The following is a 21,948-nucleotide window of genomic DNA, read 5'->3' as shown; positions in this document are numbered from 1 at the left end:
GCTGGCCGAGTTCTGGCACCAGCGCATCCGCTCGGAGCTGGCTTTCTCCGACGGCACCACCGCCGGCAGCGACGACTCCGACGACACCCGCGACTTCTTCGACCTGAAGTACCGCGGCGCCCGCTACTCCTTCGGCTACGGCTCGTGCCCGGACCTGGAGTCGCGCCGCGGCCTGGTGGAGCTGCTGCAGCCGGAGCGCATCGGCGTCGAACTGTCCGAGGAACTGCAGCTGCACCCGGAGCAGTCGACCGACGCGTTCGTGCTCTACCACCCGGAGGCGAAGTACTTCAACGTGTAGGCAAGCCACGGCTACCACTCCGTGGCCAGCCCATACTTCCTGTTCAGGGCCAATTTTACGGGCCATAATGGGGACATGGGCACAAAACTGGACACTCGGGCGCCGGCTGCCGGCGCCCCCGCCGGATCACCCACGGCGGGGCAGGCGTTGCGCGGATTCGCATCATCGCGCGACGGCGCGCTGGCGTTGGCCACGCTGGCGGCCATCGCGATCCACCTGGTGCTGAAGTTCGGCTTCGGGTTCGAGAGCTGGGCCGCGGACTGGCCGCTGGTGGCGATGGTCGTCATCGGCGGCATCCCCTTGACCATCGACGTGATCAAGGGCGCGATCGAGGCCCGCGGCGGCGCGGACATGCTCGCCGCGGTGTCCATCATTTCGGCGGTCTTGCTGGGGGAATGGCTGGTCGCGGCGATCATCGTGCTCATGCTCTCCGGCGGCGAGGCGCTGGAGGAGGCCGCGTCGAAGCGCGCGTCGGCCACCCTCGACGCGCTGGCCAAGCGCAGCCCGTCGGTCGCCCACCGGCTGCGCGGCGCGACCATCGCCGACGGCGTCGACGACATCCACGCCGACGAGGCGGCGGTGGGGGATCTGCTGCTGGTCCTGCCGCATGAGCTGTGCCCGGTCGACGGCGAGGTCGTCGACGGCGATGGCGCGATGGACGAGTCCTACCTGACCGGCGAGCCGTACGTGGTGAAGAAGTCGAAGGGCTCGGCGGTGATCTCCGGCGCGGTCAACGGCGAGACCGCGCTGACCGTGCGCGCGGAGAAGGCCGCGGTGGATTCGCGGTACGCCAAGATCGTCGGCGTGCTGCGCGAGGCCGAGTCCAACCGCCCGCCGATGCGCCGCATGGCCGACCGCCTGGGCGGTTGGTACACGCTGGTGGCGCTCACGCTCGGCATCTTGGGCTGGGTGATCTCGGGCGACCCGACGCGCTTCCTGGCGGTCGTGGTCATCGCGACGCCGTGCCCGCTGCTCATCGGTGTGCCGGTGGCCATCATCGGCGCGATCTCGCTGTCGGCGAAGCGCGGCATCATCATCAAGAATCCGGCGATGCTCGAGGAAGTCGGCCGGGTAGAGACGGTCATGTTCGACAAGACCGGCACGCTGACCTACGGCCGGCCGGTGGTCACGGAGGTCTCCACGGCACCGGGGCTCGATCGCGACGACGTCATGGCTGCCGCGGCGGCCGTCGAAAAATATTCGAAGCACCCGTTGGCCTCCGCCATCGTCGCCGATGCCGAGAACCGCAACCTTGCGCTCCCGGCCGTCGAGTCCGTGTCCGAGCGCCCGGGCCAGGGCCTGGTCGGCGTCGTCGGCGGCCGCGAGCTGCGCCTGACCAACCGGAAGGGGCTCGCCGACATCGATCCCGGGTCGGTCGGGTTGCTGCCGGAGCGCGCCGCCGGCATGGAGTCGGTGATCTTGCTTGACGACGCCTACTCGGCAACCGTCACGTTCCGCGATGAGCCGAGGTCGTCCGCGTCGGAGTTCGTGGCGCACCTGCCGAAACGGCACGGGGTGCGGCACATGATGATCATCTCCGGCGACCGCGAGGCCGAGGTCCGGCGGTTGGCGGAGCAGGTCGGGATCGACGAGGTCCACGGCGGCGTGAGCCCCGAGGGCAAGCTGGAGATCGTCCGCGCCCGCACCAAGGAGGGGCCGACGCTGTTCCTCGGCGACGGCATCAACGACGCGCCGGCGATGACGGCGGCGTCGGCCGGCGTGGCGTTCGGCGCGACGTCGGACGTGACCGCCGAGGCCGCGGACGCCGTGGTGTTGGACTCCTCGCTGGAGCGCCTGGACGACCTCATCCACATCGGCGCGCGCATGCGGCGGATTGCCCTGCAGTCGGTGATCGGTGGCATGGGCCTGTCCATCATCGGCATGATCCTGGCGGTGTTCGGCCTGCTCACGCCGATCATGGGCGCGGTGGCGCAGGAGATCATCGACATCCTGGCCATCGCCAACGCCGCCCGAGTGGCCATCGTGCGCGGCGGGCTCAGCGACTTCGACGACGAGTAGGGGACTACTCGACTCCCTGCTCCAGGGTTCCCGTCACCTGCGGGAACGGCTTGGCGCGGAACTCGCGCAGCAACTCGAAGCCGTCGGCGCCCTGGATGACCGGGGCGCCGTGGCGGTCGTCGGCGTCGATGTCCTCCAGCGCCGACACGGTGCCGTGCGACAGAACGTGCTCGCCGGCGGAGAGCTGCCGGATGGCGACGCCGGCGATGCGGTCGGGGTGCTCGAACACGGCGTCGCCGTAGATCAGCGGATCATGCTGACCGTCGTCGCCGACGAGGATCCAGTTGATGTCGGGGAAGTCGATGAACAGGTTCCGCAGCTGCACCTTCTTGTGCTCCTGGCCCGAACGGAACATTCCCGTCGGGGTGGGGCCCCAATCGGTGAGCAACATCGGGCCGTCGGGAAGCCCGTTGACGTCGATGAAGCTCTGGAGCGTCTCGAAGGTGTTCCACGCGCCGGTGGACAGGTAGACGACCGGGGCGCCCGGATGATCGGCCAGCAGCTGGCGGTAGAACTCCGCCATGCCGGGCACGGGCTTGCGGGTGTTGGTGTGGCGCACCCACGAATTCCATGCGGCGAGGACGGCGCGCGGCAGCCACGTGACCATGACCGTGTCGTCGATGTCGGAGACCAAGCCGATCCGCGCGCCCGGCTCCACGATGAGCACCCGGGCAGTGGCGGGCTCGGCGTCCTTGGCCTCGATGACGACCTCGTTCCAGCCCGGTTCCAGCCCGTGATCGAGGACGAGTACATCGATGTAGCCGTTGGCGTCCGACTTCGACTGGACGACCTGGTCGCCCACGCGCACCGTCACAGGATGGTTTCCGACCTGCGTCGTGATGAACTGCCGCCATCCGCGCTGGATCTCCGTCTCCGGCTCGGAGTACGGGTCCTCCATGAGCACGCGGCCCAGGACGTGGACGCGGTCGGAGGAGCCGTAACCGGAGAAGCCGGTGACCGCTGGCTTCCAGCCCTTGGCGGTCTTGCGCTGCCGCCCGACCTGGTTGATCATTCGTTCGGTCTTGCGCGCGATGTCGGAAAGTGCCATATCGACGAGACTACTGTGGCTCGCCATGGTGGGCCGCCCGAAACCCCGGCGGCGTTCCATCCGGTTCGGGGACGACGATTCAACGGGCGTCCGGGTGACCTCTCAATGGTGTCCCAAAAGTGGGGGCACCTGGCGTTTTCCTTACGCTCGACGTTATCAGGCACCCCGTTTCACGGGCGCCCCGCGCAGGGACTGCCCCGGGAAGTGCCCGGGAATCGAGGTCGTGATGAGCCTCCCGAATCAACCCCCGTTCCAGCCCACGAATGGGCCGGGTCAGCCACCGAATGGATGGGCGCCCCAACCTCCGCAACAGGTTCAGCAGTTCATGGAATCGCCCGCGGGAAAGTTCCTGAAGTCCATCCGATGGTCGCTTGTCGCCCGCATCGTCGGCGTCATGGTCCTGGCGCTGGGGATCATGTTGGCGACGACCTTCGAGTATGAGACCACCTACTACCTCAACGGAGGCTCGTCGACGGAGTACCCCGTCGGGCAGATCGTGGCGGGCGTCGTCATCGGAATCATCGGGCTCGGAATTTTGGGGCTGGGCCAGTTCCTGAACAAGCGGGAACAGGACGCGAAGCAGGGCAACTTCGGCGATGGACCCGCACCGGGCCTGGCACGCCCGGGGCAGTTCCCGACGGGGCCGAGGTTCCCGGGTGCACAGCAGCCGCCGCAGCAGCCGGGTTTTGGCCCGGGGTTCGCCGCACCTCCCGCGCCTCCCGCGCCTCCGGCCCCGCCGCAGGGGAGCAGCGCCACTCATCTGAATCCCTACCTGCGCAACGACGGCGGCAATCCCGCCAACGGCGCCTGAGCGATTCGAGCCAACGATGGAAGGCGTACTGATACTGGTCGCGTTCTTCTCGGTCGTCGCCCTGTGGATGTGGCTCAGGGACAAGTTGTGGGCGGGGGCCACCCGCGCCGTCTTCTCCGGCAGCCATAAGAAGGGGCAGACGGCGACGCATTCGACCGCCCATTTCCGGGCCCCGGTGGACAAGCAGCAGTTTCTCTCCGCGCTGGTCAGCTACTTGAATCTGCCCACGGAGGCACCGGCGGTCATCGCCGGGCTCCACGTCCACAAGGTGGATCTCGACGAAGGGTTGGTCGTCTTCGTCACCGGCAACAAGTGGTCGGAGGCGATGCGCCTCGGAGTCGTGGCCTGGCCGGAGGGCGAGGGCTGGGAAGCCGGCTGCAAGGGCGAGGCGACCGTCCTCAACTGGACCGAAGCCGATGGCCTCGTCACGGCGACGAAGGAAATGGAGCGGATCTTCCATGGCATCGACGCCACCGTGCAGCACTTTCAGGGGTCCGTCGAATACACCCACGATCCCGGATAGAACCCCGGATAGCCCCCTAATAGGCCAGTGGGGCCGGGCAGCCCGGAAGTCGGGCCCCGTCCCCTGGTCCGCTACTTCGCCTGCGGCCGGACGAGCAGCGTCTGCATCGAACGCCCCACGGGGCCGCGCTGGTCGTACAGGTAGGCGGCGGTCATGCCGATGCCGTCGGGCCCGATGGATGCCTTGGCCGAGATGCCGATCCATTCGCCCTCGGGCTCGCGGTGCAGGTGGACGACGAGGTCGGTGTTCATGAACATCCACTCGCGCGGGTCGAGCGAGGCGCCGACGCCGTTGGCGACGTCGACCATGCTCATCAGGTACTCGACGCCGTCGGTGGTCTCGCCGGCGACGATGGGCTTGTCGGTGCGCACCCAGTGGATGCGGTGGTGCCCGTCGGGCTCGTCGGGGTCGGGCATGTTCACGATGTCGATGGAGTCGATGTAGCCGCAGTCCCAGTCCTCGTACAGGGGGCCGCCCTCGGTGGCCTGCTCGGGGCCGGGGATGGGACGGGCGAAGGACTTCTCCACCTCGTTGGTCTCCAGCACGGCCATGCGCCACGCCGCGGCGGAGGCGACGGCACGCCAGTTGCCGTGGCGGTCCTCGGCGAGCAGTTCGGCCTCGACCTTGAGGATCTGCTTGCCCGGCCGGCTGATCCGCGCGCGGGTGCGCATCTCGGTGTACGGCACGGCGCCGAGCAAGTCGACGGCGACGCGGGTGGTGCGCATGCCCTCGGGCAGGCCGGGGCAGCGCTGCAGCGCGTGGGTCAGGATCGCCGCCGGGGGAGCGCCGTGCTGGAACGCGCCCCACGGGCCCCACGTGTGCAGGGTCGGGCGGTACCGCTCGACGATCTCGCCGGCGGGCAGACCCATCTCCTCCGGATCGGCCTTCCCCAGGTACTCGAAATACGCGTTGATTTCGGTGGCGGGGTCGAGCCCCATCTGCCGGATGCGGTCGGCCTTCGTGGGGTCGCCGAGGGCGTTGGCCTTCGGCGGGCGGGTGGTCCGGGTTTCTTGCGTGACGACGCTGCTGTTCTCCATGTGGCGACGCTAACAGTTAATCGCCGCTAACGTGATGCGCGACACACTTTCGGGGGTCGGCGCGTCGTCAAGCACATCCCCGGCACCCCTCCCACCCGGCGCTTTCCGCCCGCCCCGGCTACCGTGGCGGAGGTGCGAGCGATTCTCTGGGACATGGACGGCAGCCTCATCGACACCGAACCACTGTGGGAGGTGGCCACCTACGACGTTTCCGAGCGCCTGGGCCGGCGCCTGACGCCGGAACTGCGGGCGAAGTGCATCGGCAACACGCTGCCGGACACCATCCGTATTTGCGCCGACCACGCGGGGATCGAAGCCACCGAGGAGGTCATCACCCGCGAGTCGGAGTTCATGGAGTCGCGGGTGGCGCAGCTCATCGCCGAGCGTGGCATCGAGTGGCGGCCGGGCGTGCGCGACATCATCGAGCAGGCGCATGAGGCTGGCATTCCGGTGGTGCTGGTGACCAACACCCGCCGCCGCGTCGCCGACTACTGCATCGACGCGATGGGCCGCGACGCCTTCGCCGACACCGTCTGCGGCGACGAGGTCCCCGCCGGCAAGCCCGCCCCGGACCCGTACCTGCGCGGAGCGGACATCGCCGGCGTCGACCCCGCAGACTGTCTGGCGCTGGAGGATTCCGTCACCGGCGTGCGCTCCGCCATCGCCGCCGGCTGCCGCGTTCTATGGGCGCCCATGCCGCAGGCCGCTCCGCCCGCCGACGCCATCTCCGAATTCGCGCCGCCCGCAGAGCATCTCGACGGCGACCTCGGCGGCTGGTCCCTCGACGACCTCCGCGCCGTCCACGCCCGGCTGTCGCAGTAGGCCCCGGGCCGGTCGCGTCCCCGCCGCTTCGCTGCTTGACGACGCCCACCGGCCACCCTCCCGTCGCAACGCGACGAGCCGCGTGGAATGATGGTGCGCGTGAAAAACTTCGATGACCTCTTCGCTGAACTGAAGGACAAGGCGGCCAGCCGCCCCGAGGGTTCGGGCACCGTCAAGGCGCTCGACGCCGGCGTGCATTTCCAGGGCAAGAAGATCGTGGAAGAGGCCGCCGAAGTCTGGATGGCCGCGGAGTACCAGTCCGACGACGAGCTCGCCGAGGAGATCTCGCAGCTCATGTACTGGACCCAGGTCGTCATGGTGCAGCGCGGGCTGACGCCGGAAGACGTCTACAAGTACCTGTAGGACCAGGACGCGCGCTCCCCGCCGGCAGCCGCCGCCGGAGCCGCACCGAACAACTAGGAGCAACAACGTGACCACGCTGCGCGTCGCCGTGCCCAACAAGGGCTCCCTGTCCGAGGCCGCCCTGGAGATCCTCCAGGAGGCCGGTTACCCCGGCCGCGGGGAGTCGAAGAGCCTGTCGGTCGCCGACAAGGCCAACGGCATCGAGTTCTACTTCCTGCGCCCCAAGGACATCCCCGTCTACGTGGGCAACGGCCACCTGGACCTGGGCATCACGGGCCGCGACCTCGCCGCCGATTCGCTGGCCCCGGTCGACGAGGTGCTCACCCTCGGCTTCGGCGCGTCGACGTTCCGCTACGCCGCCCCGGCCAACGAGGAGTGGACGGTGGGGGATCTGGCGGGCAAGCGCATCGCCACGTCCTACCCGAACCTGGTGCGCGAGGACCTCAAGGCCCGCGGTCTCGAGGCCGAGGTCATCCGCCTCGACGGCGCGGTGGAGATCTCCATCCGCCTGGGCGTCGCCGACGCCATCGCCGACGTGGTGTCCACCGGCCGCACGCTGCGCAAGCAGGGCCTGGCAGTCTTCGGCGATTCGCTGTGCGACTCCGAGGCCGTCGTCGTCGGCCGCCGCGCCAACGAGGTCACCGACGCCCAGCGCGTGTTCCTGCGCCGCCTCACCGGCATCCTGCACGCGAAGAACTACATGATGCTCGACTACAACATCGACGCCGCCAACCTCGACGAGGCCTCGCGCATCACCCCGGGCCTGTCCGGCCCGACCGTGTCGCCGCTGGCCAACGAGAACTGGGTCGCCGTGCGCGCCATGGTTCCCCGCGACTTGGCGAACCCCATCATGGACCAGCTCGCCGGCCTCGGCGCCGAGGCCATCCTGGCCTCCGACATCCGCATCGCGCGCATCTAGGGACCGCTTCACGAAGACCGGCGCCCGGCCGAACCAACCGGCACGCCGCACACGGCGCACCTGCCACATGGCGGGTGCGCCGTCGTCGTCAAGCAAGCGCCCCCGCGAACCCATCACCGAGGGCCGCTTGATCGCGCGAACCGATCAAGCCCATGGAGCATGGTTACTCGCGTCACTTTATCGATCCGACCTGCAGTTTTTTCGTGACCCGCAGCCCGTGCGCACGTATGCTTGTGGGCATGAGCACAATTGGAAAAAACGAGGCGCCGGGCCACAAGCACCGGATAGAAACCGACCTCCTCGGCGACCGGGAAGTACCGGCGGACGCCTACTACGGCGTGCACACAATGCGCGCCATCGAGAATTTCTCCATCTCGGGCACCACCGTCAACGACGTCCCCGAGTTCATCCGCGGCATGGTCATGGTGAAGAAGGCGACGGCCATCGCCAACCGGCGAATCCACACCATCCCCTCCGACGTCGCCGACGCGATCGTTTGGGCGTGCGACCAGATCCTGGTCAATCACCGCTGCCTCGATCAGTTCCCCACCGACCTGTTCCAGGGCGGCGCGGGCACCAGCATCAACATGAACACCAACGAGGTCGTCGCCAACCTCGCCCTCGAGTACCTCGGCTTCCCCAAGGGGCGCTACGACGTCGTCAACCCCAACGACGACGTCAACCAGTGCCAGTCCACCAACGACGCCTACCCGACGGGCTTCCGGCTGGCCGTCCACATCGCGCTGCAGGCTCTGCTCGTGGAGCTCGACGAACTCGAACACGCTCTCCACGAAAAGGGCGACGAGTTCAACGACGTCATCACCATGGGCCGCACCCAGCTGCAGGACGCGGTGCCCATGACGCTGGGCCAGGCATTCCACGCCTTCGGAAACAACCTGTCGGAGGAGCATGCGGTGCTGGCGCAGTCCGGCGAAATGCTGCTCGAGGTGAACCTGGGCGCCACGGCCATCGGCACCGGCGTAAACGCCCCGGCGGGCTACCAGAAGGCCGTCGTGCAGTCGCTGCGCGAAGTCACCGGGCTCGAGATCCGGTCGGCCAAGGACCTGATCGAGGCGACCTCCGACACCGGCGGCTACGTCAACGTCCATTCCGCGCTCAAACGCACGGCGATGAAGCTGTCGAAGATGTGCAACGATCTGCGCCTGCTGTCTTCCGGCCCCCGCGCCGGCCTCAACGAGATCAACCTGCCCGAGATGCAGGCGGGATCGTCGATCATGCCCGCGAAGGTCAACCCGGTCATCCCCGAAGTGGTCAACCAGGTGTGCTTCAAGGTCTTCGGCAACGACGTGACCCTGTCGATGGCCGCAGAGGCCGGTCAGCTCCAGCTCAACGTCATGGAGCCCGTCATCGCCCAGTGCCTGTTCGAATCGATCGGCCTCCTGCGCCGTGCTGCGACCACCCTGCGCTCCAAGTGCATCACGGGCATCACCGCCAACGCCGACGTGTGCCGCGCCTACGTGGACAACTCTATCGGCATCGTCACCTACCTGAACCCGGTGATCGGCCACCACCAGGGCGACATCATCGGACGCGAGGCCGCCGCGACCGGCAAGGGCGTGCGCGAGCTCGTGCTGGAGAAGGGGCTGCTCGACGCAGCCGAGCTCGACCGGATCCTGTCCACCGACAACCTCATGCACCCCGAATACCGAGGGAAGAGGTACGTGGCGGGGGAGACCCGCCTGGCGGAGTTGGGCCTGCAGCCCGACGCCGACGGGCCAGATTCACCGCAGGACGTTCCAGCCGACGTTTCCGCCGCGCCCGGCCATGCCGAGATCGGCGGTGAAACCGGGTCCGCGGACCAGGAGAACGTCAATCTGCAGGGTGATGATTTGCGGTGATTCTCGCAGCTCAGATTATCGCGGTAGTGGCCGCGCTGATCATCGGTGCCCGTTGGGGGTCCGTCGGCATCGGTTTCGCCGGTGGCGCGGGCGTTCTGCTTCTCGGTGCTATGGGCACCCCGGTCACGGCGGAGGACATTCCCTTCGACGTCATCGGAATCATCATGGCGGTCATCGCGGCGATCTCCGCGATGCAGCGGGCGGGCGGAATGGACTACCTGGTCCATCTCGCCGAACGCCTCCTCCGCCGCAATCCCAAGCGAGTCACGTTGCTCGCGCCCCTGGTGACGTGGTCGATGACGGTCCTGGCCGGCACGGGTCACACGGCCTTTTCGACGCTCCCGGTCATCGTGGAGGTGTCGAAGGAGGGCGGAGTCCGCCCGTCGCGGCCGTTGTCGATCGCGGTCGTCGCCTCCCAGATGGCCATCACGGCTTCACCGATTTCCGCCGCCGTCGTGTTCATGGCATCGGTGCTCGAGCCCAGGGGAGTCGGGTATCTCCAGCTCCTCGCCGTGGTGATCCCGTCGACCCTTCTGGCGGTGATCGTCACGTCCTTCGTCGTGGTGCACCTCGGCCGAGAGCTCGAGGACGATCCCGTGTACCGGCAGCGGCTCGAGGACGGGCTGGTCAAGCCGCCCCGCGAGTCCGCGGCATTCGAGGCCGCGCCCGGAGCGAAGGCCTCCGTGGGCATCTTTCTCGCGGCCATCGTCACCGTCATGGTCTACGCGACCTTGATCTCCGACCAGATCGGGCTGATCACCGATCCCTCGCTGCCGCGCAATGAAGCGATCATGGCCATCATGCTCGCCACTGCGGGACTGATCGTGGCCGTGGCCAAGATCCCCGCCGCCGAAGTTCCCGGCACGCAGGTGTTCAAGTCGGGCATGAGCGCGACCGTCTGCGTCATGGGCGTCGCTTGGCTCGGCTCGACTCTGATCAACGCGCACATCGACGGCATCAAGTCCACTGCGGGTGACTTGCTCACCCAGTGGCCGTGGCTGCTCGCGGTGGTGCTCTTCTTCGCGTCGGCGCTCCTGTACTCGCAGGCGGCGACCGCGAAGGCGATGATCCCCGCCGCGCTCGCGGTCGGGGTCAGCCCCTTGACCGCAGTCGCCAGCTTCGCGGCCGTGTCGGCGCTCTTCGTTCTGCCGACGTACCCCACTCTGCTGGCGGCCGTCGAAATGGACGACACCGGCTCCACCCGCTTGGGCAAGTACGTGGTCGACCACCCGTTCTTCATCCCGGGCACCGTCTGCATCGCACTTGCCGTCGCATTCGGTTTCGCCATCGGGGCAGTGGTCCTCTAAAACGGTCGGCGAACGCGAACCGTCGCAAAGCCAAAACGACCCGCACCGGAAACCGGTGCGGGTCGTCCCATGCCGGGGGTCAGGCGACGCCGCCGGCGATGAAGTCGAAGGCCTCGTCGAGCAGCTCCGGCATCGATCGGCCGCCGGCGAGTGACTCGTCGCGGGCGGCCTCGAGCACGACGCCGGATGCCGACATGCACACGTGGATCAGCGCCTGCGCGCGGAAGGGCGACAGCCCGCCGCCGGAGCGCTCGACGATCGCGCCGCGCAAACCCTCGAAAACGCAGCGGGCGCGCTTGCCGGCGTCCGGGCCGAGACCCGCCATGATGTGCTCGGCGACGGTCGCCAGGTTCGGCACCGACGCGAGATCGCCCCGCGGCTTGCCGTACATGTCCACGATGATGCCCCGCAGCACCTCGAACGGCGTGAGGTCCGCCGGGGCGGCGCGCATCTGCGTCTCCCAGTCGGCGATGGTCTCCTCGATGAAGAAGAGGAACGCATCCTCGCGGGCGGCGAAATAGTTGTGGAACGTGCGGGTCGACACGCCGGCGCCGGCGGCGATCGCCGCCACCGTCGCCCCTTCGTCGCCCTCGGTCACCAGCAACTCCACCGCCGCCGTCGCCAAATCGATCTTGGTCTGGCGCTTCTTTTGCTCGCGCAGTCCCGACATTCCCCTGCACCTTTCGGTTCGCGTGCGGTCTCGCCCCGCACGATCACGCGCATATCGGAAGAAGGTATCAGGAACGCGCCACCGACGAATCAACGGTTTCGGTCGGCGTGGCGGCGGCGTCATCAGGGCGCGCCGTCAGCGACTCGCCCTCGATGTCCACCTTGGGGAGGATGCGGTCCAGCCAGCCCGGGATCTTCCACGCGCGCTCGTCCAGCAGGAACATCGTCGCCGGGATGATGGTCATGCGGACGATGAACGCGTCGAGCAGCACGGCCAGCGCCAGCGCGAAGCCCATCACCTTGATGAACGGCTCGTCCAAGAGCATGAACGCCGCGAACACGGAAATCATGATCAGGGCCGCGGCCGTGACCACGCGGGCGCCGTGCTTGAAGCCGTTCGACGTCGCGTTGCCCGCGGTCTTGCCGTGGGCCCAGCCCTCGCGCATGCGGGTGACCAGGAAGACCTGGTAGTCCATGGCCAGGCCGAAGACGATGCCGATGCACATGATGGGCAGGAAGCTGATCAACGGCTGCGGATCGGAAATGATGCCCAGCCAGCCCTCCTGCCACACCGCCACGGTCAGGCCCAGCGTCGCGGCGACGGAGAGCCCGAAGCCCAGCGCCGCGAGCAGCGGCACCCACAGCGAGCGGAAGACGACCACGAGCAGCAGGAACGCCAGCACCATGATGATGGCGATGTACGGCACCAGCACCTCGGACAGCCGCTCCGAAATGTCCTCGTAGATGGGGGAGACGCCCGTGACCGAGTAGGTCGCGGGGGCCCCGGCCTCGAAATCGTCGACGCCGGCGCGGATGTTGTCCAGCACCTCGGCGGCGCGCGGGTCGGTGGCGCCGACCTCCGGGGTGATCAGGATCTGCGCGGCGGTGCCGTCCTCGGACATGCCGACGACCTGCGCGTTGGTCACGCCGTCGATGCCCTGGATGTGGGCGGCCGCCCCGCCCAGGATCATGGGCAGCTGCGCGGGGTCGACGTCGCCCGAGCCCGCACCCGCGTCGGCATCGCCGGTCACTTCGGCCAGCGCGACCATCGGCGCGTTGCGCCCCGGCCCGAAGGCGTCGTCGATCATCTCGTAGGCGGCGCGGTTCGGCGTGCCGGGGGCGGCGGAACCGTCCGAGGGCATGGCCAGGCGCATCTGCGTGGCGGGGATCGCGGCCAGCGCCAGCACGATGACGCCGCTGAGCAGGAACAGCACCGGGCGGGCGCGGATCATGCGCACCCACTTCAGGCCCATGGTCGGCTTTTCGTCCTCCGGGTCCGGGGCCTTGACGATCGGCGCCCGCGCCGCGAACACCTTCGTGCCCACCGCGCCGAGGATCGCCGGCAGCAGCGTCACGGCGACGAGCACCGCGATGAGGACCGTCGCCGCCGCGGAAAACGCCATCGCGGTAAGGAAGTCGATGCCGATGATCGACAGCGCCACCAGCGCGATGATCACCGTCATGCCCGCGAACACGACGGCCGTGCCCGCCTTCCCCACGGCGAGGCCGGCCAAATGGGCGCGCTCGCGGAACGGGATCCCGCGCAGCTCGTCGGCAAGCTCCTTGGGCTCCAGATCGTTTCCGCCGACGTGGAGCACCAGCTCATTGCGGAAACGCGACAGGATGAACAGCGCATAGTCGATGCCGACCGCCAGGCCGATCATGACCGCCAGGGTCGGGGTCATCGACGTGATCGAATCCGTGAACGACGTCGCCGCGTACACGCCCGCGATGCCGATGCCGACGCCGATGACGCCGGTGAGCAGCGGCAGGCCCGCCGCGACGAAAGACCCGAAGGTGATGATCAGCACGACCGCCGCCACCGCGATGCCCAGCAACTCGGCGATGAAGGACAGCTCGCTCATCTGGAAGACGTTGCCGGAGTAGGCGATGTCCAGCGCGCCGTCGTCATGCTCGTCAACGACCGCGGTGAAGGCGTCCTTCGCCTCGGGAGTCACGTCCATCGCGCCGTCCGCGTCGAACGTGACGGTCACGGTGCCGGTCGCCGCGTCCTCGGACAGCGGGGAGACCGCCGCGATGTTGGCGTCGATCTGCTCCTGCGGCATGCCCTGCGCCGCGTACTGCTCGTTCATCTGCTGGGCGACGCCGCCGGCGGCGAGCACGGGGGAGACCAGCGCTTCGGCATCGGCCAGCTCGTCGAGCCCGCGCAGGTCGGCCAGGAACGCGTCGACCTCCGCGGACACCTCGGGGTCGGTCAGCGCCGCGCCATCGCGGGCCTGCATGACCACCGTGCCGGTCGGGGCTTCCAGGGCGTCGCCTTCACCGGGGAAGCGTTCCTGGATGCGCTCCTGCGTCTCGACCGATTCGAGGCCTTCGATGGTGAAGCTGTTGCTCATCGGCTGGGTCAGCGTCGCGGCCGCGGTGCCGGCGCCGAGGATCAGCAGGATCCAGATGGCGATGAACCGCCATCGGTGGAGGTAGGCCGATCGGCCCACCTTGTACAGGAATGTCGCCATGTGGGCGGGGCTCCTCGTTCGTCGTCGTGTGGGTCGTGGTCGGGTGGGGGGACGGGCGCCGTCGCGGCGGCCTCGCGATGCGCGCACGATGTTCGCGCCCGTTTCACGCTCGCCGCACGCCTGCTTGACGCTTGCTTCACGCTTGCTGCACGCCCGCTTTACGACGCCCACCTCACCCGTAAAGCCGCCCCAGATTATTGCAGGATGAATGCAAGCATCCAACGTGGCGCGGCCGAATGTGCGAAATGTCACCGCGCACCGATCGGGCGAGCCAATCCAGCGCCGCCCGGCGCGCCCGACCCCTCCCGCCCCTTGCCTCTCACACGCGCGCCCCGTCGCCCCGCGCACCCCTCGCTTCCCACGCGCCCCTGATCCCACATGTGCCGCACCCGCAACACCCAACCGCACCCCAGAAGGTGGAACCCCACAGGATCGACGCAGACGGCCGAACGGCGCGGAATCGAGGGAATGTGCCACAGGGCCACCCAACCCCGCAGAACGCCATACGGCGCGATATTTGAAATCGAGGTCATTTCACCAGACCCGAATTAATGGGCCCATCCCCACGAATTCAATACCGCGCCGTACGTAACCGATCTTTTCGCCGCGAAAGCGCTGATGTTGAAGAAATGGACCCTCAAATCTTCAACATCAGCCCGTTCGCGCCCCTCGAACTACCGACGTGCGGCGGCTTCTTGCTCAGGAAATTCTCAGGCTCGGATTTGCGGTGGAAAACGGCGTCGATCGGGCACCACTCGCCCCTTCGTGGGCTCGATGGCGCGCATTGCCCGATCGCCGGAGGCTTCGGCGCCGCTGTTACTCGCCACGTGGCGCGTGCCGTGCGAAGTGAAGCGAAAATCGCGGCGGGCTACTCGCCGTGGGCACCCGGCCAGCCCGGGTATTCGGGCGGGGTGCCGCCGAACGCGGGACACAGCTCCTGGAACGAGCACCATCCGCACAGCTTCGACTTCTTCGGCCGAAAATCGCCGAACTCGCCGTCGCGGACGATGGACGCCCACAGGCGCGCGAGCTCACCCTCGAATCGCTCGAGCTCGGGCGCGGTCGGCGAATGCGTCAGATCGTCGGCGACCTTGAGGTACATCAGCCGCAGCTGCTCGGGGATCCGCCCGGTCATGCGCCACCACACCAGCGCGTAGAACCGCATCTGGAACAGGGCCTCGTTCTGGAATCGCGGATGCGGCTTCTTGCCCGTCTTGTAGTCCACGATGCGCACCTGCCCGGTGGGCGCGACGTCGACGCGGTCGATGAAGCCGCGCACGGGCACGCCGGCGGTCTCGTCGGTGCCGGTGTCGAGCCCGAGGGTCATCTGCACGAACTTCTCGATCTCCGCCGCATCGAAGCCCGTCGGGTTCTCCATGATGAAGTACCCCTTCAGTAGACCTCGGCATTCGACGAGGAAGTCGAGCAGGGAATCCTCGGGCACGAGCTCGGAAAGTTCGCCGCTGGGGTCGTCGTCAAGCATCTTCTGCCAGGTGGGCTTGAGTTGCTTGACGACGGCCGGGTAGGAGCGGTCCTCCCGAGGCTGCGCGTGCATGTGCTCGAGAACCGCGTGGACGAGGGTGCCCTTGACCTGCGCGACGGTGGAGGGCTCGGGAAGCTTGTCTATCGCCCGGAGGCGGTACTTCAGGGGGCACTGCCGATAGTCGCCGGCGCGGGACGGCGACAGGGCGAGACCACGGCGCTTCGCGGGGGAAGGGGCGGAGGACGGGTCCGAGGAAGGGTCCGGTGACGGGGACGCTGACGAAGTCGAAGACGAAGAGGGAGAAGCGGCCGAATCGGAGTGCAGGGGGCTTTCGGGCATACTGGCCAGGTTAACCCGGGGCCCGGATCGAACCGGCGAGCCCCGCCACCGACCGCACACGATGCAGCGAGGATCAGACGAACATGGCAGACAGCGGCCCGTTCCAGGAAGGCGATCGCGTCCAGCTCACGGACTCGAAGAACCGGCATTTCACGGTGACGCTGGAAAAGGGCGGGAAGTTCTTCACCCACCGCGGCGCCATCGCCCACGACGACCTCATCGGCGCGCACGAGGGCACCACGGTCACTTCCGCCGAAGGCACCGTCTACCTGGCCATGCGCCACCTGCTGGTTGACTACATCCTGTCGATGCCCCGCGGCGCCGCCGTGATCTACCCGAAGGACGCCGCGCAGATCATCGTCGAGGGAGACATCTTCCCGGGCGCCCGCGTCCTGGAGGCCGGCGCCGGCTCTGGCGCGCTGAGCCTCAACCTGCTGCGCGCGATCGGCCCGGACGGCAAGCTGTTCAGCTACGAGATCCGCGAGGACCACATCGAGCACGCCGAGCGCAACGTCGTCGAGTTCCTCGGCGGCAAGCCCGACAACTGGGACCTGCGCCTGGGCGACATGGCCGAGGCGACGCCGGAGGATCTCGGCGGCCCCGTCGACCGCATCATCCTGGACATGCTCGCCCCGTGGGAGTGCCTGGACACCGCGTCGAAGCTGCTGCAGCCCGGCGGCGTGCTCATGGTCTACGTGGCCACCGTCCCGCAGCTGATGAAGGTCATGGAGGGCATCCGCGACCAGAAGTGCTTCACCGAGCCCCGCGCCTGGGAGTCGCTGGTGCGCGATTGGAACGTCAAGGAGCTCTCCGTCCGCCCGGCCCACCGCATGCAGGCGCACACGGCGTTCCTCGTGTGGGCCCGCAGGCTCGCCGACGGCACGGTGCCGCCGCGCCCGCAGCGCCGCAACCAGAGGTAGCGCCCATGCGGCGCCCCTCCGCTGGGTAACGTGGAGGGCATGACCACCCCCGCCGACACCATCCGCGATCTGCAGCAGAAGAACCGCACCCTGGGCGCGCGCAACGAGAAGCTCGTCGAGCTCCTCCGCGAGTCGCGCGACCAGATGACGCTGCTGCGCCAGGACCTCGAGCAGATGACCAATCCGCCGAGCACGTACGGCATTTTCCTCGAGCCGGCCAAGGGCAAGATCGACGATCCGAACGGTCCGATCGAGCAGACCGGCGGAGCGTCGAAGCCTGCGCAGGCGGCGGAGGTGTGGACGGGCAACCGCCGCATGCGGCTCAACGTGCTGCGCAGCCTCGACGTCGCCGACTTCAAGCCGGGCACGATGGTGCGCCTGACCGACGGCAATCTCATCGTCGAGGACTGCGGCTACCCCGATCACGGCGACCTGGCCCTGGTCCGCGAAACTCTCCCGGACCGCAAGCGGGTTCTGGCGACGGATCACCATGGCGAGGAGTTCGTCGTCAAGCTGGCCGGCGACCTGAAGGCGAAGGTCGGGGACACCGTCCTCATCGACCGCAAGTCGGGCCACGCCTTCGAGGTGATCCCGAAGGCGGAGGTCGAGAATCTGGTGCTGGAGGAGATCCCCGACGTCGAGTACTCCGACATCGGCGGCCTGAAGCGGCAGATCGCGCAGATCCACGACGCGGTGGAGATGCCCTTCCTGCACCCGGAGCTGTTCACCCGCTACCAGCTGCGGCCGCCGAAGGGCGTGCTGCTGTACGGGCCGCCCGGCAACGGCAAGACGCTGATCGCGAAGGCCGTGGCCAATTCGCTGGCGCGCAAGATCGCCCTGAACAAGGGCAAGTCGGAGGAGGAGGCGCGCCGGGCTCAGTCGTACTTCCTCAACGTCAAGGGCCCGGAGCTGCTGAACAAGTTCGTCGGCGAGACCGAGCGGCAGATCCGCTTGATCTTCGACCGCGCCCGCGACATCGCCGAGGCCGGCCGGCCGGTCATCGTCTTCTTCGACGAAATGGACTCGATCTTCCGCACCCGCGGCTCGGGCGTGAGCTCCGACATGGAGAACACCGTCGTGCCGCAGCTGCTGGCGGAGCTCGACGGCGTGGAGGGCCTGGAGAACGTCATCGTCATCGGCGCGTCGAACCGCGAGGAGATGATCGACCCGGCGATCCTGCGCCCGGGCCGCCTGGACGTGAAGATCCGCATCGAGCGCCCGGACGAGGAGGCGGCGAAGGACATCTTCGGCAAGTACCTCACCGCCGATCTGCCGTACGCGGAGGAGGAGGTCGCGCGCCACGGCGGCGTCGAGGCGCTGGTCGAGGCGCTCACCGATTCCGTCGTCGAGCGCATGTACCGCACCAGCCCGGAAAACGAGTACGTGCGCATCCGCTACGCCGATGGGTCGAGCGAGATGCTGTACTTCCGCGACTTCAACTCGGGCGCGATGATCGCCAACATCGTCGACCGCGCGAAGAAGCACGCCATCAAGGAGGTCATCTCCGGTGGCGCGGACGGCATCACCGAGGCGCACCTGCTGCGCGCGGTGGGCGAGGAGTTCGCGGAGAACGAGGACCTGCCCAACACCTCCAACCCCGACGAGTGGGCGCGCATTTCGGGCCGCCCGACGGGCCGCGTCGTCGACGTGCAGGTCGTCCAGCACCAGCACATCCACGAGGACGCGGAGTTCGGCGTGCTCGGTTCGGGTCAGGGCGGTTCGCTTGACGACGCCCACCGCACCGGCGCAGGGGAGTAGAAGAAGCACATGGCGCGCGTTCTGGGCACCGAAATCGAATACGGCATCACCTCGCCGGGCAAGCCGGAGCTGAGCCCGATCCTCACCTCGACGAAGGCCGTGCTGGCCTACGCCGAGGAGCACGCGGGCGGGCTGGACCGGCGCACCCGCTGGGACTACGAGCCCGAGTCGCCGCTGCGCGACTCCCGCGGCTTCGACCTGCGGCGCTACCGCATGACGCCGGTCGTCGACCCCAATGCTTTGGGCGCGGCGAACCTGATCCTGGTCAACGGGTCGCGGTTCTACGTCGACCACGCGCACCCCGAGTACTCGGCGCCGGAGACGACGTCGGCGTACGACGCCCTGGTGGCGGACCTGGCCGGCGACCGCATCATGCTCGAGGCGTCGCAGCTCGTCGGCCGCGGGACCACGGGCTCCGGGTCGAGCCGGTCGGACGAAGATACCGAGCCGATCGAGCTGAAGATCTACCGCAACAACGTCGACGGCAAGGGCGCCAGCTACGGCGCGCACGAGAACTACCAGTTCCGCCGCGACACCGACTTCGACGCGATCATCGCGGGCCTGACCCCGTTCTTCGTCACCCGCCAGGTGTTCACCGGTTCGGGTCGCGTCGGGCTGGGGCAGAAGGGCCAGGAGCCCGGATTCCAGATCTCGCAGCGCGCCGACTACATCGAGACCGAGGTGTCGCTGGAGACAACTCTCAACCGGGGCATCATCAACACCCGCGACGAGCCGCACGCCGACGCCGACGAGTGGCGCCGGCTGCACGTGATCATCGGCGACGCCAACCTGTCGCAGACGGCGACGCTGCTCAAGCTGGGCACCACGTCGCTGGTGCTCGACGCGATCGAGGACGGAGTCGACTTCTCCGACCTCAAGCTGCGCGACCCGGTCGGCGACGTCCAGCGCGTCTCCCGCGACCTCGCGTGTGCGCAGACGCTGCAGCTCGACGACCACGTCACCCATCTGACGGCCATCGAGATCCAGCGCCGTTACCTCGAGCGCGTCGCTCCGTACGCGGAGGCCTCCGATGCCGCCACCGGTGCCACCGGCGTGAAGTCCGCCGCCTACGTCGTCGAACTGTGGGGCCGCGTGCTGGACATGCTCGAGGCGGACCCCGCGTCGACGTCGCACCTACTGGACTGGACCGCCAAGCTCACGCTCATGGAGGGGCTGCGGGCCCGGGCGGGCATCGGCTGGGATCACCCGAAGCTGGCGCTCATCGACATCCAGTACTCGGACATCGACCCGGCCCGCGGCCTGTACCACGCGCTCGTGCGCCGCGGCTCGATGCGGACCATCGCCGACGACGCCGAGGTGGCGCGCGCCGTCACCCACGCGCCGGAGGCCACCCGCGCCTACCTCCGCGGCGGTCTGCTGCGCCGCTTCGCCGACGACGTCGCGGCGGCCAGCTGGGACAGCGCGATCGTCGACGTCGGCGACGAGATGGTCAAACTCTCGCTGTCGGACGTCTCCGGGCTGGGGGCGGGCACCGTCGGAAAGCTTTTGGAGGAGTCGCCCGACATGGCGGCCCTCGTTGCCGGGCTGCGCGAGCGCGGACTGGCAGGATTGTCGAAGTAGCCGAACCAGCGGATCAGAAGTAACGGACAAGAGGAGAAGACCATGGCGGACATCAAGGGCGGCCAGATCCAGGGCGGCGGCGGCTCCGGCGGAGACGACGACGCGATCGACGAGATCGCCGGCGGCGGCCAGGCGCAGGCCCACATCGACTCCACCGACGACCTGCTCGACGAGATCGACGGCCTGCTGGAGAACAACGCCGAAGAGTTCGTGCGCTCCTACGTGCAGAAGGGCGGCGAGTAGGCCGTGGCCGACGCGGGCGCGAACGCTGCCGGGGACCCGGCCGAGGTCGGCGCGAAGGCTGCGCTGACCCGGCGCATCGCCGGCCTGGAGACGGAGTACGGCATCACGTGCACCCTCGACGGCGAGCGCCGCCTGGGCCCCGACGAGATCGCCCGCTTCATGTTCCGGCCGGTCATCGAGGAGTACGGGGCAACGAACATCTTCACCGGCAACGCCGGGCGCCTGTACCTTGACGTCGGCAGCCACCCGGAGTTCGCCACCGCCGAGTGCGATTCGGTCTCGCAGCTGGTGGCGCACGACCGGGCGGGCGAGATGCTTCTCGACGACCTGGCGCTGAAGGCCGAGAGGGGCCTCGTCGGAGAAGACATCGGCGGCAAGGTCTTCCTGTTCAAGAACAACGTCGACTCCGCCGGAAATTCCTACGGCTGCCACGAGAATTACCTGGTGGGGCGCTCGATGGGGCTGAAGGCGCTGTCGAAGCTGCTGCTGCCGTTCCTGGTGACCCGCCAGCTGCTGTGCGGCGCGGGCAAGATCGCCCGGCCGTACCCGGGCAGCCCGTACGAGGACGAGCCGGAGCAGTATTGCTTTTCCCAGCGCGCCGACCATGTGTGGGACGGCGTGTCCAGTGCGACGACGCGGTCGCGGCCGATCATCAACACCCGCGACGAGCCGCACGCCGACTCGACGCGGTTCCGCCGCCTGCACGTCATCGTCGGCGACTCGAACATGTCGGAGACGACGACGGCACTGAAGCTGGGCTCGACGCAGCTGGTGCTGGAGATGATCGAGGCCCGCGTGGAGCTGCCCGATTTCGAGGTGGCCAACGAGATCAAGGCGATCCGCCTGGTCAGCCGCGACATGACCGGCACCGCGCAGATCCCGCTGCGCGCGGGGGCGGCGAAGGAGGAGGCGTCGGCGCTGGAGATCCAGCGGGCGTACCTCTCCGCGGCGACGGCGTGGCTGGAGCAGCGCGACGACACCCGCGGCGGCACGCCGACCGAGGAGCTCGCCCGCCTGGTGGAGCTGTGGGGCCGGGTGCTCGACGCCGTCGAGTCGGGGAACTGGTCGACGATCGACCGGGACATCGACTGGGCGATCAAGTGGTCGCTGCTGCGGCGCTTCATGGACCGCGGCCTGGACATCGCCGACCCGAAGCTCGCGCAGATCGACCTGGCGTACCACGACATCCGTCCGGGCCGCGGCATCTTCCGCGCGCTGGAGGCCCGCGGCTCGGTGTCGCGATGGGTCACCGACGAGGCGATCACAGAGGCCATGGCCAACCCGCCGGCGACGACGCGGGCCGTGCTGCGCGGCCGTTTCCTCGCCGCCGCCCGCGCGGTCGGCGCCGCGACGGTGGTGGATTGGACGCACCTGAAGGTCTCCGGCGAGGACCCGCAGATGGTCGTCGTCGACGATCCCTTCGCCACCGCCGACGCGGAGGTCGATGCGTTGGTCGCGCACCTGGAGTCGCT

At 68.5% G+C, this 21,948-nt stretch carries 18 protein-coding genes and 1 pseudogene; 14 read left to right on the top strand and 5 right to left on the bottom strand.

Annotation, left to right across the window (positions count from 1 at the left end):
• Nucleotides 1–298, top strand: a 298-nt coding sequence (locus tag GX015_RS05085) for a vitamin B12 dependent-methionine synthase activation domain-containing protein (protein WP_291343279.1), incomplete at its 5' end; no start/stop codon positions are given.
• 75 nt (nucleotides 299–373) lie between these two features.
• Entirely contained in the window at nucleotides 374–2,317 is a 1,944-nt protein-coding gene (locus GX015_RS05080; protein WP_291343277.1) for a heavy metal translocating P-type ATPase, read from the top strand.
• 4 nt (nucleotides 2,318–2,321) lie between these two features.
• Here the strand turns inward: GX015_RS05080 and GX015_RS05075 are convergent, their stop codons facing one another.
• Nucleotides 2,322–3,329, bottom strand: a complete 1,008-nt coding sequence (locus GX015_RS05075) for an App1 family protein (RefSeq protein WP_291343283.1) — start codon at nucleotides 3,327–3,329, stop codon at nucleotides 2,322–2,324.
• A gap of 361 nt (nucleotides 3,330–3,690) precedes the next feature.
• On the opposite strand from GX015_RS05075, the gene GX015_RS05070 reads away from it, so the two are divergent.
• Both GX015_RS05070 and GX015_RS05065 read left to right on the top strand, forming a co-directional pair.
• A complete protein-coding gene (locus GX015_RS05070; RefSeq protein ID WP_291343276.1) occupies nucleotides 3,691–4,176 on the top strand; it encodes a hypothetical protein in 486 nt (161 codons plus the stop codon).
• 16 nt (nucleotides 4,177–4,192) lie between these two features.
• On the top strand, nucleotides 4,193–4,699 hold the full coding sequence (locus GX015_RS05065) for a hypothetical protein (RefSeq protein ID WP_291343275.1): 507 nt from the start codon (nucleotides 4,193–4,195) through the stop codon (nucleotides 4,697–4,699).
• 71 nt (nucleotides 4,700–4,770) lie between these two features.
• On the opposite strand, the gene GX015_RS05060 is transcribed toward GX015_RS05065, so the two are convergent.
• The gene (locus tag GX015_RS05060) at nucleotides 4,771–5,736 is read right to left on the bottom strand and encodes a thioesterase family protein (protein ID WP_291343274.1); all 966 of its coding nucleotides are present in this window, start codon (nucleotides 5,734–5,736) and stop codon (nucleotides 4,771–4,773) included.
• Nucleotides 5,737–5,868: 132 nt separating this feature from the next.
• Between GX015_RS05060 and GX015_RS05055 the strand changes: the two genes are divergently transcribed.
• The 5 genes from GX015_RS05055 (at nucleotide 5,869) to GX015_RS05035 (ending at nucleotide 11,006) form a co-directional block, all read left to right on the top strand.
• The gene (locus tag GX015_RS05055) at nucleotides 5,869–6,558 is read left to right on the top strand and encodes an HAD family phosphatase (protein ID WP_291343273.1); all 690 of its coding nucleotides are present in this window, start codon (nucleotides 5,869–5,871) and stop codon (nucleotides 6,556–6,558) included.
• 99 nt (nucleotides 6,559–6,657) lie between these two features.
• Nucleotides 6,658–6,921, top strand: coding sequence for a phosphoribosyl-ATP diphosphatase (locus GX015_RS05050; RefSeq protein WP_291343272.1), 264 nt, complete (start codon nucleotides 6,658–6,660; stop codon nucleotides 6,919–6,921).
• Between the two features lie 76 nt (nucleotides 6,922–6,997).
• Complete coding sequence (gene hisG, locus GX015_RS05045; RefSeq protein ID WP_291343281.1) at nucleotides 6,998–7,840, top strand: ATP phosphoribosyltransferase; 843 nt, start codon at nucleotides 6,998–7,000, stop codon at nucleotides 7,838–7,840.
• Nucleotides 7,841–8,079: 239 nt separating this feature from the next.
• Complete coding sequence (gene aspA, locus GX015_RS05040) at nucleotides 8,080–9,699, top strand: aspartate ammonia-lyase (RefSeq protein WP_291343271.1); 1,620 nt, start codon at nucleotides 8,080–8,082, stop codon at nucleotides 9,697–9,699.
• On the top strand, nucleotides 9,699–11,006 hold the full coding sequence (locus GX015_RS05035; protein ID WP_162836791.1) for an anaerobic C4-dicarboxylate transporter: 1,308 nt from the start codon (nucleotides 9,699–9,701) through the stop codon (nucleotides 11,004–11,006). Before aspA ends, GX015_RS05035 begins: the two co-directional genes overlap by 1 nt.
• A 79-nt stretch (nucleotides 11,007–11,085) precedes the next feature.
• Here the strand turns inward: GX015_RS05035 and GX015_RS05030 are convergent, their stop codons facing one another.
• The 3 genes from GX015_RS05030 to GX015_RS05020 all read right to left on the bottom strand — a co-directional run bounded on the left by GX015_RS05030 (nucleotide 11,086) and on the right by GX015_RS05020 (nucleotide 15,974).
• Nucleotides 11,086–11,676, bottom strand: a complete 591-nt coding sequence (locus GX015_RS05030) for a TetR/AcrR family transcriptional regulator (protein WP_291343269.1) — start codon at nucleotides 11,674–11,676, stop codon at nucleotides 11,086–11,088.
• Between the two features lie 67 nt (nucleotides 11,677–11,743).
• Nucleotides 11,744–14,152 (bottom strand): MMPL family transporter, encoded by a 2,409-nt coding sequence (locus tag GX015_RS05025; RefSeq protein WP_060925641.1) that lies wholly within the window; start codon nucleotides 14,150–14,152, stop codon nucleotides 11,744–11,746.
• 868 nt (nucleotides 14,153–15,020) lie between these two features.
• Entirely contained in the window at nucleotides 15,021–15,974 is a 954-nt protein-coding gene (locus GX015_RS05020) for a RecB family exonuclease (RefSeq protein WP_060925640.1), read from the bottom strand.
• Nucleotides 15,975–16,057: 83 nt separating this feature from the next.
• Here GX015_RS05020 and GX015_RS05015 point away from each other — a divergent pair, with 83 nt between their 5' ends.
• The 5 genes and pseudogenes from GX015_RS05015 to pafA form a co-directional block, all read left to right on the top strand.
• Complete coding sequence (locus GX015_RS05015) at nucleotides 16,058–16,894, top strand: tRNA (adenine-N1)-methyltransferase (RefSeq protein WP_291343266.1); 837 nt, start codon at nucleotides 16,058–16,060, stop codon at nucleotides 16,892–16,894.
• Nucleotides 16,895–16,933: 39 nt separating this feature from the next.
• Entirely contained in the window at nucleotides 16,934–18,652 is a 1,719-nt protein-coding gene (gene arc, locus GX015_RS05010; protein ID WP_291343264.1) for a proteasome ATPase, read from the top strand.
• Between the two features lie 9 nt (nucleotides 18,653–18,661).
• The gene (gene dop / locus GX015_RS05005; RefSeq protein WP_291343263.1) at nucleotides 18,662–20,233 is read left to right on the top strand and encodes a depupylase/deamidase Dop; all 1,572 of its coding nucleotides are present in this window, start codon (nucleotides 18,662–18,664) and stop codon (nucleotides 20,231–20,233) included.
• Nucleotides 20,234–20,275: 42 nt separating this feature from the next.
• Nucleotides 20,276–20,476 carry a ubiquitin-like protein Pup gene (locus GX015_RS05000; protein ID WP_291343261.1) on the top strand — a complete coding sequence of 67 codons (201 nt, stop codon included), beginning with the start codon at nucleotides 20,276–20,278 and terminating at the stop codon, nucleotides 20,474–20,476.
• 60 nt (nucleotides 20,477–20,536) lie between these two features.
• Nucleotides 20,537–21,948: pseudogene (gene pafA, locus GX015_RS04995) on the top strand (Pup--protein ligase); the annotation flags it as partial.

This window comes from Corynebacterium sp., assembly GCF_012837295.1.
Taxonomy (GTDB): domain Bacteria; phylum Actinomycetota; class Actinomycetes; order Mycobacteriales; family Mycobacteriaceae; genus Corynebacterium.
This window is presented reverse-complemented; position numbering and strand designations above follow the sequence as displayed.

Bases quoted from the DNA above. Each gene is read 5' to 3' on its own strand.
- dop (WP_291343263.1), top strand. From the start codon at position 18,662: ATGGCGCGCGTTCTGGGCACCGAAATCGAATACGGCATCACCTCGCCG.
- arc (WP_291343264.1), top strand. From the start codon at position 16,934: ATGACCACCCCCGCCGACACCATCCGCGATCTGCAGCAGAAGAACCGC.
- GX015_RS05080 (WP_291343277.1), top strand. From the start codon at position 374: ATGGGCACAAAACTGGACACTCGGGCGCCGGCTGCCGGCGCCCCCGCC.
- GX015_RS05030 (WP_291343269.1), bottom strand. From the start codon at position 11,676: ATGTCGGGACTGCGCGAGCAAAAGAAGCGCCAGACCAAGATCGATTTG.
- GX015_RS05015 (WP_291343266.1), top strand. From the start codon at position 16,058: ATGGCAGACAGCGGCCCGTTCCAGGAAGGCGATCGCGTCCAGCTCACG.
- GX015_RS05075 (WP_291343283.1), bottom strand. From the start codon at position 3,329: ATGATCAACCAGGTCGGGCGGCAGCGCAAGACCGCCAAGGGCTGGAAG.
- GX015_RS05060 (WP_291343274.1), bottom strand. From the start codon at position 5,736: ATGGAGAACAGCAGCGTCGTCACGCAAGAAACCCGGACCACCCGCCCG.
- GX015_RS05000 (WP_291343261.1), top strand. From the start codon at position 20,276: ATGGCGGACATCAAGGGCGGCCAGATCCAGGGCGGCGGCGGCTCCGGC.
- GX015_RS05065 (WP_291343275.1), top strand. From the start codon at position 4,193: ATGGAAGGCGTACTGATACTGGTCGCGTTCTTCTCGGTCGTCGCCCTG.
- aspA (WP_291343271.1), top strand. From the start codon at position 8,080: ATGAGCACAATTGGAAAAAACGAGGCGCCGGGCCACAAGCACCGGATA.
- GX015_RS05020 (WP_060925640.1), bottom strand. From the start codon at position 15,974: ATGCCCGAAAGCCCCCTGCACTCCGATTCGGCCGCTTCTCCCTCTTCG.
- GX015_RS05070 (WP_291343276.1), top strand. From the start codon at position 3,691: ATGGAATCGCCCGCGGGAAAGTTCCTGAAGTCCATCCGATGGTCGCTT.
- GX015_RS05025 (WP_060925641.1), bottom strand. From the start codon at position 14,152: ATGGCGACATTCCTGTACAAGGTGGGCCGATCGGCCTACCTCCACCGA.